A 13,007-nucleotide genomic window follows, 5' to 3' on the forward strand; every position below is an offset into this window, starting at 1 on the left:
GCTGCTCAACATCCGCCGCCGGAGCGCTCACGCTCCGGTTCAGCCGTGCTGCGCCGCCTTGAAGAACCAGTTGGACGGCCGCAGCCACACCAGGACCAGGAAGGCGATCATCGAGATGACGCTGACGGCCCCGGCCGAGACGTTCAGCGCGAACAGCGCGGCGGGGGGATCCAGATCCACCTGGCTGCCCTGGACCGTCGTGCTGTTCACCGAGGTGACGCCGCTGCCGAACAGGGAGGGCAGCATGAACAGGATCCAGATCCCGGCGAACACGGTCAGCGTGATCCGCGCCCAGTTGCGCCCGGCCCGCATCTTGAAGCCGAACAGGATCCAGAGCCCGGTCAGCACGGCGTAGAAGAAGATGACGAGGCCGAACATGAACATGAACGCGCCTTGCACGATGCTGCGGGGGTCCGGGGCGTCCGGAGCGGTGGCCTCGAACTCGGCGCCGGCGACCATCTGGTCGATCATCTGGGTGACCGACAGCATGGCCCCCGCCGTGAGCAGGGTCACCACGATGGGGGCGATGATCGCGATCCAGAAGGCGACGTTGATCGTCGTCGGACGCTGCGCGACCGCGAGCTCGGAACCCGACACCGGAGGTGCCGCGTACGGGTTGGCGCCGTACGCGCCCTGCTGGTATCCCTGCTGCGGATAGGGCTGTTGTTGATAGGGCTGCTGCGGATAACCTTGCTGCGGGAACCCGCCCGAGGGCGTCCCGGGTTGGTACCCGGGCTGCTGGGACGGGTCCTGCTGCCATGGATTCTGTGGGGAAGTCACGCGCAAACAGTAGAAACCCACACTCGGCGTGTCCATCGGTCGTAATCAACCGTTATGCGCGCCACGGACACGGGCGAGTCCCGGCCGCCGAAGTTCTCCTGCCGAATGGCAAACCGGCTCCGCCGGGGGTGCTCCCCCCGGCGCGGCAGCGCCGCAACACCACCCCCGCAACTCGCACCGCCGAAGGCCCGGCCGGAAACTTCCGGCAGAAAGGCACCCTCCGACGCGAACGCCCTGAGCCCACGCAGTCGGCACCGCCGCGGGCTCTCCCGTGGTGCTCTCACGAGGACGGCCCCGACGTCGTGCAGGCCGCTACCCGAGGTCGGGGCGCCCGCAGCGAGAGCCCGCGAGGGGCTCCGCCACCCGCACCGCCACGCGAACCGAGCCGTCGCCCCTCTTCACCTCAGCGGGGGCCGCGCCGCTTGACCTCCGCGAAGAACCTCCTGGACTCCGGCCGCAGCAGCAGCACGAACACGGCCGCGTCCAGCAGCGCGATCACGATGCCGAAGGCCAGGCTCAGCGGCCCCAGAGCCATGCTGGGAACGCCCTCGACCGAGGCCGTCGGAGTTCCCGAGCCCGTGGTGATCAGCGTGAAGGCGGTGCTGACCACGAGCAGCCCCGCGATCACGAGGATCACCACCCGCGCCCAGTTCCGGCCCCGCGCCATCTTGTTGCCGATGAGCACGTACAGCGCGGCCACGGCGAGCACGAGCAGCAACGAGAACATGATCCCGCCGTTGACGGCCGCGTCCACCTCGTGCTGGGCCAGCTCGGGGTTCAGCGAGCGCAGCTCCTCGACCAGTGCCCTGCGATCGGACATCTGGATCACCGAACGCGCGAAGCCGACGATCGCCGCGGCTATCCACAGCCAGCGGGCGAGCCACACCGACCGGGGCGGGGAGTCTGGACCGCTCCCGCTCTCCCCCCGCACCGGTTCCCCCTGTGCCGGACCGGAGTTCCACCCCGCGTTCACGAGGCGTCACCCGCAGGCTCGTCACGCAGCCAGCGCGCTGCCTGCGTCGCCCAGTAGGTCAGCACGATGTCCGCCCCGGCACGACGCACCGAGGTCAGCATCTCCAGCACGGTCCGCTGCCGGTCCAGCCAGCCGCGCTCGGCGGCGGCCTCGATCATCGAGTACTCCCCCGAGACCTGGTAGGCCCCCACGGGCACCGGGGAGGTCTCGGCCGTCTGCCGGACCAGGTCCAAGTAGGACATGCCCGGCTTGATCATCACCATGTCAGCGCCCTCGGCCAGGTCCAGCTCCACCTCGCGCCGGGCCTCGCGCCCGTTGGCCGGATCCTGCTGGTAGGTCTTGCGGTCCCCGGAGAGCTGGGATTCGACGGCGTCGCGGAACGGGCCGAAGAACGCGGAGGAGTACTTGGCGGAGTAGGCGAACAGCGAGGTCTCGTGGAAACCGGCCGCGTCCAGCGACTCCCGGATGGCGCCGATCTGGCCGTCCATCATCCCGCTGGGGCCGAGCACGTGAGCACCGGCCTCGGCCTGCGCCAGGGCCATCTCCCCGTACAGCCGCAGGGTCCGGTCGTTGTCCACGTTGCCCGCGTCGTCCAGGACTCCGCAGTGACCGTGATCGGTGAACTCGTCCAGGCAGGTGTCGGCCATGAGCACCGTGTCGTCGCCGATCTCGGAGGCGAGATCACGCAGTGCCACGTTGAGCACGCCCTCGGGATCGGCGGCGGCCGAACCGGAGGCGTCCCGCTCCGCGGGGACGCCGAACAGCATCAACCCGCCGACACCGGCCCGAACCGCCTCCACGGCCGCTCTGCGCAGCGAATCCCTCGTGTGGTGCAGCACCCCCGGCATGGAGGGGATCTCCACCGGCTCGCTCGCCCCCTCGTGAACGAACATCGGCAGCACCAGGTGCCTGGGGCGAACGTCGGTCTCGGAGACGAGACGACGCAACGCCGCGTTGCGACGCAGCCTGCGCGGACGGACTGCGGGATACATGAGCAGCACCTCACGTAGGGGTAAGGATTCTTGGCAACATGGCTCGCCCGGTTGGCCCCTTGGCGGAACCTCCCGCGGGGGTGCCGGTGGCTCGGGTGGTTAGCGGCGGTGCCGACTGCGCAGTGGAGCGCTTCGGCGCTGCCCGCGCCGAAGAGACCACACCGGGGTGGGGCTTCCGGGGAAGCCCCACCCCGCGGCTCAGGAACGTCGGGTCCGCTTGGCCTTCTTCGGCGGCGGCAGCGCCCCCTCGGCCCGCAGCCGGGCCGCGTGCTCGGCGAGCGAGTCCACCAGCGAGGGAACCTGCGCCACGTCCGGCCGCACGTCCACGCGCAGCCCGAACTCCTTGGCCGTCTCGGCGGTCTTGGGACCGATGCAGGCCACCAGGGTCCTGGCGTGCGGCTTACCGGCGATTCCGACCAGGTTCCGGACGGTGGAGGACGAGGTGAAGCACACCGCGTCGAAACCACCGGTCTTGATCATCTCGCGCGTCTCGGCGGGCGGCGGCGCCGCGCGGACCGTGCGGTAGGCGGTCACGTCGTCCACCTCCCAGCCGCGCTCGGTGAGCCCGGCCGAAAGGGTCTCGGTGGCGATGTCGGCCCGCGGGAGCAGCACCCTGGCCACCGGGTCGAGAACCTCGTCGTGCGGGGGGAAGTCCTGGAGCAGCCCCTCGCTGGACTGGTCACCGGAGGGCAGCAGTTCCGGGTTGATCCCGAAAGAGCGCACCTTCTCCGCGGTGGCCTCTCCGACGCAGGCGATCTTGACGCCGGAGAAGGCCCTGGCGTCCAGTCCGAACTCGTGGAACTTCTCCCACACCGCGCGGACCGCGTTGGCCGAGGTGAACACAACCCACTGGTAACGACCGTCCACCAGCCCCTTCACGGCCCGCTCCATCTGGGCCGGGCTGCGCGGGGGCTCGACGGAGATCGTGGGCACCTCGTGGGAGACGGCGCCGTGCGACCACAACCGGTCGCTCATCGCACCGGCCTGGTCCTTGGTCCGCGGGACCAGCACCTTCCACCCGTACAGGGCCCTGGTCTCCCACCAGGACAGCCCACCACGGTTTCCGGCCACGTGACCGACGGTGACGACCAGCGAACCCTGCAGCTCACCGGCGTCCCCGGCCATCGAAGCCAGCGTGGTGTCGATGGTGCGTTCCGAAACCGTGGTTCCGTAAGCGGTAACCGAGACAGGCGTCTGAGGGCTCATCCCGTGTTCGACCAGCGCGGAAGCGGCCTCGGCCAGGTGGCTGCCCGCGGCGTGCAGCACCAGGGGGCCGTTGGTGTTAGCCAACGCCGCCCAGTCCACCTCGCCCCGGACGTCCACCTCGGCGTGAGCGGAACCGAGCGCGACACCCGCGTAGGCGGGGACCGCGGTTCCGGCGGAGACGCCGGGGACCACTTCGAAGGAAACGTCGGTCTTGGCGACCTCCTGGACTTCACGCACCACCGCGTCCGCGGTGAACGGGTCCCCGGACACCAGGCGCACCACCGGCCTCCCGGTCTGCGCCTCGCCTGCCAGGTTCCCCGCCACGTCGGACGGCTCGCCGACCGCGGGACGCACCTCGGCGGCCTCGTCCGCGAGCGCGGACACATCGGCCGGAACGTCCGGATCCGTCACCACCAGTGACGCGTGTGTAAGCAAATGCTTCGCCCGGACGGTGAGCAGGCCCGAATCACCGGGGCCGGAGCCCACGAATGCCACTCGTCCGGGGGTATTACGTGCTCGGGTCATCAGGGCACTCCCCATCAACTACTGCCGGGCCCGCTGAGCAGCGCGGCCCCGGCGTCGAGCAGCTGGGCGGCGATGCCGGTGCCCAGCTGCTCAGCGGCGGTCGTCTCACCAGTGGCGGATGCGCGAAGCAACTCGTTGTCCTCGGTTGCCGCCACCCCGCGCATGGACAGCCGCCGTACCGCGCGACCGTCCTCGTCGAGGTCCTCCACCACTCCGGCCAGTGCGCCTACGGGCGCACTGCAGCCGGCCTCGAGCGCTGCCAGCATGGCGCGCTCGGCGGCCACCGCGGCGCGGCTGGCCTCATCGTCCAACACGGACTGCAGCAAATGCTCGGTATCCACGTCTTCGACGCGGCACTCCACTGCCAACGCGCCCTGGGCGGGTGCGGGCAGCATCTGCAGCGGATCGAGCGATTCAGTGATCACCTCGAGTCGGCCCACCCTGGCCAGACCCGCGCGGGCGAGAACGACGGCGTCCAGCTCACCGTCGGTCACCTTGCGCATCCGGGTGTCCACATTGCCACGAATACCGCACACCTCCAGCCCCAGTCCGAGGGCTTCGAGCTGGCTGGCGCGGCGCGGCGATCCGGTCCCCACAACGGAGCCCGGGGGTAGTTCGCCCAACGTCAGACCGTCCCTTGCCACCAGCGCGTCCCGCGGGTCCTCCCTGGAGGGGACCGCGGCCAGCGCGAGCCGGGGATCGACAGCGGTGGGCAGGTCCTTGTAGGAGTGCACCGCCACATCGACCTCACCCGCGGCGAGCGACTCGCGCAACGCCGAGGTGAACACGCCGACACCGATCTCGCTGATCGGTGCCTGCGACTGGTCACCGGGTGTGGAGACCCGGACCAGTTCGGTCGTGTAGCCCGCACGCTCCAGCTCTTCGGCAACCGTCGAGCTCTGCGCCATGGCGAGAGCACTTCCCCTGGTGCCGATACGGAGAGTGTTCGTCAACGGTCCTCACCGTCCTGTTCGGAGCGATCACGCGAGACAGCCGTAGCCTGCGTCCCCTGGGCGTGCGACACGGAGGTGCTCACAGCCTGGGTCGCCCGTTCCCCGTCCTCCACTGCCTGCGGAGTGCCGATGACGGCGGCGGTCTGCGGATCCAGTTCGAATAGCTCACGAAGCGCGTCGGCGTAGCCGGAACCACCCGGTGCCGACGCCAGTTGCTTGACCCGCACGGTCGGAGTGTGCAGCAGCTTGTCCACCACGCGGCGGACGGTGCGCGTGAGCTCCTCACGAACGTCGGTATCGAGTTCGGGCAGCCGCGAATCCAACCGAAGCAGCTCGGAATCCACGACTTCGGCCGCCCGCTTGCGCAGCGCGGTCACCGTCGGGGTCACCTCGGCGGAACGCTGGGTGGCCAGGTAGGAACGGACCTCCTCGGCGATGATGGCCGAGGCGTCCTGCTCCGCGCTGACACCGTTCTCCTCGGCGAGTCTGCGCTGCAGCGATTCGAGATCCACCACGGTGACTCCCGGAAGCTCGTCCACTTCCGGTTCGGTGTCCCGGGGCAGACCGAGATCGCAGAACACCAGTGGCCGCCCGGAGGAGCGCTCGGACAACGCCGCCGAAACGGTGTCCGCGTCGACCACGGCACCGACGGCGCCGGTGCAGGTGACCACCACGTCCGCCGCGCGCACGGCCCGGGTCAGCCCGTCGAGGGCCACCGTGTCCGTGGCCAAGCCGTCCGCACGCAGGGACTCGGCCAACCTGGCCCCGTTCTCGGGGGTGCGGTTGGCGATCACCACGTCGGCTATGCCGAGCCTCTTGAGCTGCGCCGCTGCCAGCGCGCCCATGGACCCCGCACCGACGAGCAGGGCGGAGCGCCCCGTCAGCCCTCCGTGCGCGCGTTCCGCGTCGGCCAGCCCCTCGGACACGACCGAGGCCCCGGTCGAGTCGATGTCGGTCTCGGAGTGGACCCGCTTGCCGACGCGCAGGGCCTGCTGGGCCAGCTCGTGCAGCGTCTTGCCGACCGTTCCGGCGCGGTCCGCGTCGCTGTAGGCCTGCCGGAGCTGCCCCAGGATCTGGGCCTCACCGACGACCATGGAGTCCAGCCCCGAAGCCACCGAGAACATGTGCTCGACGGCGGCCCCCGCGTAGTGCACGTAGAGGTGGTCGGCCAGCTCCACGAACTCCGAACCGGAGTGCCGAGCCAGCACCGAGGTCACGTCGTCGAGCCCTCCGTGGAACGTCTCCGCCACCGCGTAGACCTCGACACGGTTGCACGTGGCCACGAGCAGCGCCTCGCAGATGTGCTCCTTGCGCAGCAACTCGTGCAGCAGTTTGTCGACGTCCTCGGCACCGACCGCCACACGTTCGAGCATCCGTACCGGGGAACTCTGGTGCGACAGACCGACGGTGAGCAGATTCACGGCCGAACCACCATCCCGTCCACCGGGTTGACCCCGGCATTCACATCACGAGTTTTCGACTGAGCCGCTCCGTCCGCCTCCGCCCCGGACGCGGTGGACTCCGAGGTCTCCTGGCTGCGACGGGCGACGTGGAAGGACAGGATCTGCATCTCCACCGCGAGGTCCACCTTGCGCACCTCGACCTCTTCGGGGACCTGCAGAACCACGGGGGCGAAGTTGAGAACACACCGCACACCGGCCTGCACGAGACGGTCACAGACGTCCTGCGCCCCCTTGGCCGGCGTCGCGATCGCCCCGATGGTGACGTCCCGTTCGGCGCACACGCGGGGGATGTCGTCGACGTGGTCGACGGGGATTCCGCCGACGGGCACCCCCATCAGGTCGGGATCGAGGTCGAACAACGCCGCGACCGGAAAGCCCCGGCTGGGGAACCCGCCGTAGTTGGCGAGCGCGTGCCCCAGGTTACCGATTCCGATCACGGCGACGCTGTGCTGCTGGGTCAGCCCGAGCGTCCGCTCGATCTGGCCGATGAGCACCGCGACCTCGTAACCGACCCCGCGGGTGCCGTAGGAACCGATGTAGGAGAGATCCTTGCGCAGCTTCGCCGAGTTCACCCCGGCCGCGACCGCCAGCTCCTCACTGGAGACGGTGTGCACCTCCTGCTCGGCGAAGCCGGACAGCACGCGCAGATACACCGCGAGCCTGGCCACGGCCGCCTCCGGGATCGCCTTGGCGCGGTCCTGGGGCTCGGGGATGGTCACCCCGTCCGACGACTGCTGCTCCGATGCGGGCTCCTCCGCGCCGTGCGCGTCGCCGTCTCGCACGCCTTCTCCGTGCGCCGTCACGCTGGCTCTCCCTCGACCTGCCTGCTGGTGCGTTCGTCGGTGGCCGGTAAGGGCGCGATCCACCCGCCGCCTCGTTTCGGAAAGCGGCGAGCGGTTCGGCACAGCACCGACCACGAAGTCGTGACATCCGGGGACGCGTGTGCACGCCACCAATGATCGCGTGCGGAGAATCCGCGGAACGAGTCCGGCAACACGACACCGCCCACCGTAGCTATTTGTGAACACATGCACAAAGTTGGAAGGCCCCGTCGTAACGAGACCCACACCCACTCGAAGCATCATCCCCGAAAGCCCCCCGACGTGCCAAAACGAGTGGTATGCGGGCTACACGGGCTTCCGCTCCCGGAAAACACCGCCCGAGGAGGAACACTTTTCACGCCCGGACGCGCCCGGCGGGACACGACGCCCCGGACCGCGGTACCCGTTCCGTGACCGGACGGGTTCAGCGCGTCAACGCGGACCGCAACCGCTGCGGCTCCACTTTCCAGAAACCGTGCTCCGCGCCGTCGACGAGAATCACCGGGACCCTGTCACCGAACTCCGCCCGCAGCTCGGCGTCGGCATCGACGTCGGAGACCTCCCACGGCACACCGAGTTCGTCGCACACCCCGGCGAGCTCCGCCTCGGCGGTCTCGCAAGCAGGGCAGTTCTGACGCACGAGAAGCGTCACCTCGTGCTCGACAGTGCCGGACACGCCGCATCACCCCGTTTCGGCCGAAACTCCGCTGTTGCCCCGTGATTGTCCAGCAGACCCCCGGGGAGGCGCTCACCGCCGCCCTCCCCGCGCGAGAACGACGGCCCGAAAGTGTCCGGAATCACCGAGCGCGGGGCTCCGCGTGTTCCGGACCGCGAAGGCCCAACGGCGGAAATCGACATCAATTCGAAGCCCGCACACACTACCTACCGGGCAGTAGCAAGACGTATGCTGCCGATCCTGAAAACCGATCCCCGACGAGGCTCACACGATCAACCGAAGACTCCAGGGACCAGACATGCTTCAGGCCACGGTGCAGCAGCAACCGACGCCGCGACACCCACCCGCCCTCCCCGAGGTGGCCCAGCAACCGTACCCCGGCACCGCGGGAGGCACCCCCCGGCAGCTCAGCACGGCTCCGCGGGAACCGACGGGAACCGACGAACCGGCCGAGACCGAGACCGAGTCGACCCCGCCGGAACAGTCCGGCGCGGACAACTGGAACCACGTCCACGCCGCGCAGAACGGTGACAACCAGGCATTCGGCAGGCTCTACGACCAGTACGCGTACCTGGTGTACCGCTACGTGCTGCTCCGCGTCAGCGATCACTGCCTGGCCGAGGACATCACGAGCGAGACCTTCGCCCGCGCGCTGCGGCGCATCGCCTCGGTGAGTTACCAGGGACGCGACGTGGCCGCCTGGTTCATCACGATCGCGAAGAACCTCCTGCTCGACCACATCAAGTCCAGCCGCAACAGGCTGGAGGTCCCGCTGGCCGATCCCGGCGAGGCCAACAGGAACGGGGGCCCGCACCACAACGGCCCCGAGCAGCAGGTGCTGGCCGAGGCAGCCCACGCGGAACTGCTGGACTGCGTCCGCAGACTCAACTCCGATCAACGCGAGTGCATCAGGCTGCGCTTCCTCCAGGGGCTGTCCGTCACCGAGACGGCCGAGCGCATGCACCGCAACGAAGGTGCCGTGAAGGCGCTGCAGCACCGGGCGATCCGCAGACTCGCCCAACTGCTGCCCGACGACCCGCGCTGATGCGCGCGGCAGAGCAGGAACCGGGACGAGAGGGCCGCCCGAGCACCCCTGAACCAGGGGCACCCCGCCACCACAGCCCCGGCCACCCGCGTCCCGCCCCGCGGTGGAACACCGCCGCCCCCGACTGGGTCAGTACCCGAAACGGACAATGCCTCTAAGCTAGGAATGCCGGCGGCAGGCACAGCACCCACCGATGAACAGCCCGACCGCCCGCAGGCCCACAGCAACACGCAAAAGACTCCGGAGGACACCGGGAGGCGCGGCGGTGCCGACATGGCCAGGCTCAGCCGAGAGAACCGACAGCGGGGACCAGCACGGCAACACGTCCGAAACGAACCAACGGACGCAGGAAGAATCCCTGGACAGCGCCAAACTGGCCGGGCGGGCCTCCGCCGAGGCAGCGGTCACCACGGCTCCGGACAGCGGCAGCACGACGGCACCGCGCGATCTGACGGCCGCCGCCTTCTTCGACGTCGACAACACGATGATGATGGGGGCCTCGCTCTTCCACTTCGCCCGCGGGCTCGCCGCCAGGAAGTTCTTCAAGGCCGCCGATCTGGCCGGGTTCGCCTGGCAACAGGTGAAATTCCGCATAGCCGGGACCGAGAACGTGCAGGACCTGCAGACCAGCAGGGAGCAGGCGCTGTCCTTCGTGGCGGGCCGCGACGTAGCCGACCTGGTCAGGTTGAGCGAGGAGATCTACGACGAACTCATGGCCGACCGGATCTGGGCGGGGACGCGAGCACTGGCCCAGATGCACCTCGACGCGGGGCAGCGCGTGTGGCTGGTCACGGCCACACCGGTGGAGCTGGCCCAGATCATGGCGCGGCGTCTCGGACTCACCGGCGCACTCGGAACGGTCGCCGAGCACTCCCGGGGCATCTACACGGGCCGGCTCGTGGGTGAGATGTTGCACGGGCGGGCCAAGGCGCACGCCGTCCGCGCGCTGGCTGCCAGCGAAGGCCTGGACCTGCGACGCTGCACCGCCTACTCGGACTCGGCCAACGACGTGCCCATGCTCTCGATCGTCGGAAAGGCCGTCGCGATCAACCCCGATCAGCGCCTGCGCGAGATAGCGCGCTCGCGCGGCTGGGAGATCCGCGACTTCCGGACCGGCCGCAAGGCCGCGCGCATCGGTGCGCACTCCGTGCTGGGGGCCGGAGCGCTGGCCGGAGCGCTGGCGGCCGGGCTGGCCTACCGGCGCAGGGATCGTTCCTGACCGGCCGTCCTCGGGCTCTCGAACACGCTCCCGCCCGGTTCCGGACCGCGGAACCCGCTCAACCGCGGGACCGGGTCACCCACGCACCGAGCAGGCAGCCCGCTCCCAGCGTGAGGAGCACGCCGCCGAGCACGACCGCGAACGGCACGCCCTCGCCCCGGTCCACCGTCCTGATCGACACGGCCGGTGGCCTCCTCGGCGCCGAGACGGGCACCTCTTCGCCACCGGTAACCGCCTCCTCGCCGAAACCTCCCCCCGAACGGGGACTCCACCGACTCGTCCGCTGAGTGCGCTCCCGGTGGGCGGCTTCCCACAGCGACAGCACACGCTCCTGGTCGGCTCCGACGACCCGGCAAAAAACCAGCACCGCCTGATAGGGCGGTAACGTTCTGCCGCTGAGATACCGTCCCCACGAAGACTTGCTGTAGTTCGTCCGCTCCCCCAGCGCCGCCAGCGTCAGCCCGCTGCGGGCCCGCAGTCTTCGCAACTGGGTCACGAGCTCGTCGGTTCCCGCGGCCTCGGAACTCCGGTCGCCCTGTCGTGCCATGCTTCAGTCCTCTCGTAGCGGTCCGCGCGTCCGCCGGGCCGACGCTGTGCGACGAACCGCAACGGACTTCGCGCTCGCGATCGACCCTAAACGGCGTGTCCCACCACGACAGTGCCGTCACTCGGCGCATTCCCCGAACTTCCGGCCTTTCGCCCGCCGTTCCGACGGAGAGCCAACACCTCGCGGAGAGCGGTGTGGACTCGCTCGACAGTGGACGAGTCGCCGCCGGCGGAACCGTCGTCGCCGCACGCCTTCCGGAAGAGGCCCACGCTCCGGGATTTCCCGTCCCGTCCCACGAACTCTAGCCGGGAAGGCGAGTCGCGGCGATGATTCCGGACCGACAGGCCCGCCGGGCCACGGTCGTGTTCCGAGGCGTGTCCTCCCCCGGAAAGTGGTTGTCCGCACCGGCGGGGTCGCGGACCGAGCCGCTACCGGAACGTCGGAGGTGCACGGCGACCCCGCGAGCACGCCCGCTCCTCGAATCCTTCGGAAAGGAATCCATGCGCGAGTCACGTTTCCCGAGAGCGGGGGCGCGTCACCTGCTGTTCGGATTGTTAGCACTGGTCATAGCGGCCACGGGCGCGGTCGCGGCACCCGGCCAGTCGGAGGCGGCTCCCAGCCTGTCGGTTCGCGAGGTCCAGCAGGACCTCGCGGGGCTCGGTTACCTGCCCTGGGAGGGCGTCGACGGCGTCGACGGCCCGCAGACCTCCGGAGCCATCAGCAAGTTCCAGTCCGCGCAGTGCCTCGACGTCGACGGCATCGCCGGTCCCAACACGACCACCGCGCTGATGGACAAGGTCGAGGAGGTCCAGCGGGCGGTCAACACGAGCGCCGACGGCATCTACGGGCTGTGGACGGTCCAGGGCGTGGAGCGCTACCAGCGTGAGCACAACCTCACCTACGACGGCATCGCCGGACCGCAGACCATGAGTTCGATGGGCATCGAACGGCGGAAGGGCTGCTCCGACGACGTCCAGGGCCTGCCGTATCCGTCCTCGTACACCCAACAGGTGCAGTGGAACCTGGCGGGAATGGGGTACCTGCCGTGGAGCGGGATCGACGGCGTCGTCGGTCCGCAGACGCGTTCGGCGACTCTCGAATTCCAGCGCGACGCCTGCATCTCCACCGACGCGATCGCCGGTCCGGAGACCAGCGACCACATGAGCGAGCAGGTGACGAAGGTCCAGCGAGCCGCTGGGTCCGGTGCGGACGGCGCCTACGGTCCGAACACACGCGCCGCGGTCGAGGACTACCAGCGGGACCACGGCCTGGCCGTGGACGGGATGGCCGGGCCGAACACCATGAGCGAGATGGGGATCGCCCGAGTGATGTGCGATCAGTCCTCGGGGGACCCGGTGCCTCCGGCCGACGGCTCGACGCGGGACAGGATCGTGTCGATCGCGGCGGGTGAGCACGGATACCGGGAGTACAACACGAACTGCCAGAAGTACGGCGACTGGTGTGCCGCGTGGTGCGCGCGGTTCGGCACGTGGGTGTGGCAGAACGCGGGCGTCGACGTGCCGACCTACTGGTTCACCGGGGACTGGTACAGGTGGGGCCTGAACAACGGGCACTCCGTCCCCGCCTCCGCGGGCTTCTCCGGCATCAAGCCGGGTGACGCGGTCTTCTGGGGATCCAGCCCTTCGAACACCTCCACCAGCTATCACGTGGACCTGGTCGAGTCGGTCAACGCGGACGGCACGTTGAACCTCATCGGAGGCAACGTCTCCGACTCCGTCAGCCGCAAGTACAACGTGGACCCGTACGCGGCCGACATCTACGGCTACACCCGCCCGTGAACGGGACT

The 13,007-nt window shown here is 69.6% G+C and carries 12 protein-coding genes; 3 read left to right on the top strand and 9 right to left on the bottom strand.

Going from position 1 to position 13,007, the window contains the following annotated elements:
• Window positions 1–39 precede the first annotated feature (39 nt).
• From FHR84_RS09835 to FHR84_RS09870, 8 genes are all read right to left on the bottom strand, one after another.
• The gene (locus FHR84_RS09835; RefSeq protein WP_179535154.1) at window positions 40–780 is read right to left on the bottom strand and encodes a hypothetical protein; all 741 of its coding nucleotides are present in this window, start codon (window positions 778–780) and stop codon (window positions 40–42) included.
• A 403-nt stretch (window positions 781–1,183) separates the two neighbouring features.
• The gene (locus tag FHR84_RS09840) at window positions 1,184–1,753 is read right to left on the bottom strand and encodes a hypothetical protein (protein ID WP_179535155.1); all 570 of its coding nucleotides are present in this window, start codon (window positions 1,751–1,753) and stop codon (window positions 1,184–1,186) included.
• Window positions 1,750–2,745 carry a porphobilinogen synthase gene (hemB, locus tag FHR84_RS09845; RefSeq protein WP_179535156.1) on the bottom strand — a complete coding sequence of 332 codons (996 nt, stop codon included), beginning with the start codon at window positions 2,743–2,745 and terminating at the stop codon, window positions 1,750–1,752. The genes FHR84_RS09840 and hemB overlap by 4 nt, the downstream gene beginning before the upstream one ends.
• A gap of 198 nt (window positions 2,746–2,943) precedes the next feature.
• On the bottom strand, window positions 2,944–4,476 hold the full coding sequence (locus tag FHR84_RS09850) for a bifunctional uroporphyrinogen-III C-methyltransferase/uroporphyrinogen-III synthase (RefSeq protein ID WP_179535157.1): 1,533 nt from the start codon (window positions 4,474–4,476) through the stop codon (window positions 2,944–2,946).
• Window positions 4,477–4,490: 14 nt separating this feature from the next.
• A complete protein-coding gene (gene hemC / locus FHR84_RS09855; protein WP_179535158.1) occupies window positions 4,491–5,429 on the bottom strand; it encodes a hydroxymethylbilane synthase in 939 nt (312 codons plus the stop codon).
• A complete protein-coding gene (locus FHR84_RS09860; protein WP_179535159.1) occupies window positions 5,426–6,850 on the bottom strand; it encodes a glutamyl-tRNA reductase in 1,425 nt (474 codons plus the stop codon). Before FHR84_RS09860 ends, hemC begins: the two co-directional genes overlap by 4 nt.
• Complete coding sequence (locus FHR84_RS09865; RefSeq protein ID WP_425489888.1) at window positions 6,847–7,611, bottom strand: redox-sensing transcriptional repressor Rex; 765 nt, start codon at window positions 7,609–7,611, stop codon at window positions 6,847–6,849. Before FHR84_RS09865 ends, FHR84_RS09860 begins: the two co-directional genes overlap by 4 nt.
• Before the next feature lie 526 nt (window positions 7,612–8,137).
• Window positions 8,138–8,389 (bottom strand): glutaredoxin family protein, encoded by a 252-nt coding sequence (locus tag FHR84_RS09870; protein WP_179535161.1) that lies wholly within the window; start codon window positions 8,387–8,389, stop codon window positions 8,138–8,140.
• A 298-nt stretch (window positions 8,390–8,687) separates the two neighbouring features.
• Here FHR84_RS09870 and FHR84_RS09875 point away from each other — a divergent pair, with 298 nt between their 5' ends.
• Entirely contained in the window at window positions 8,688–9,434 is a 747-nt protein-coding gene (locus tag FHR84_RS09875; protein WP_179535162.1) for a sigma-70 family RNA polymerase sigma factor, read from the top strand.
• 265 nt (window positions 9,435–9,699) lie between these two features.
• A complete protein-coding gene (locus FHR84_RS09880) occupies window positions 9,700–10,653 on the top strand; it encodes an HAD-IB family hydrolase (protein ID WP_179535163.1) in 954 nt (317 codons plus the stop codon).
• Window positions 10,654–10,711: 58 nt separating this feature from the next.
• On the opposite strand, the gene FHR84_RS09885 is transcribed toward FHR84_RS09880, so the two are convergent.
• Window positions 10,712–11,200 (bottom strand): helix-turn-helix domain-containing protein, encoded by a 489-nt coding sequence (locus FHR84_RS09885; protein WP_179535164.1) that lies wholly within the window; start codon window positions 11,198–11,200, stop codon window positions 10,712–10,714.
• Between the two features lie 500 nt (window positions 11,201–11,700).
• On the opposite strand from FHR84_RS09885, the gene FHR84_RS09890 reads away from it, so the two are divergent.
• A complete protein-coding gene (locus FHR84_RS09890; RefSeq protein ID WP_179535165.1) occupies window positions 11,701–12,999 on the top strand; it encodes a peptidoglycan-binding protein in 1,299 nt (432 codons plus the stop codon).
• The last annotated feature ends 8 nt before the right edge of the window (window positions 13,000–13,007 follow it).

Source organism: Actinopolyspora biskrensis (assembly GCF_013408175.1).
In the GTDB taxonomy this organism is placed as follows: Bacteria; Actinomycetota; Actinomycetes; order Mycobacteriales; family Pseudonocardiaceae; genus Actinopolyspora; species Actinopolyspora biskrensis.

Excerpts from the sequence above, each read along its gene's own strand:
- FHR84_RS09885 (WP_179535164.1), bottom strand. The coding sequence starts at position 11,200 with ATGGCACGACAGGGCGACCGGAGTTCCGAGGCCGCGGGAACCGACGAG.
- FHR84_RS09890 (WP_179535165.1), top strand. The coding sequence starts at position 11,701 with ATGCGCGAGTCACGTTTCCCGAGAGCGGGGGCGCGTCACCTGCTGTTC.
- FHR84_RS09850 (WP_179535157.1), bottom strand. The coding sequence starts at position 4,476 with ATGACCCGAGCACGTAATACCCCCGGACGAGTGGCATTCGTGGGCTCC.
- hemB (WP_179535156.1), bottom strand. The coding sequence starts at position 2,745 with ATGTATCCCGCAGTCCGTCCGCGCAGGCTGCGTCGCAACGCGGCGTTG.
- FHR84_RS09875 (WP_179535162.1), top strand. The coding sequence starts at position 8,688 with ATGCTTCAGGCCACGGTGCAGCAGCAACCGACGCCGCGACACCCACCC.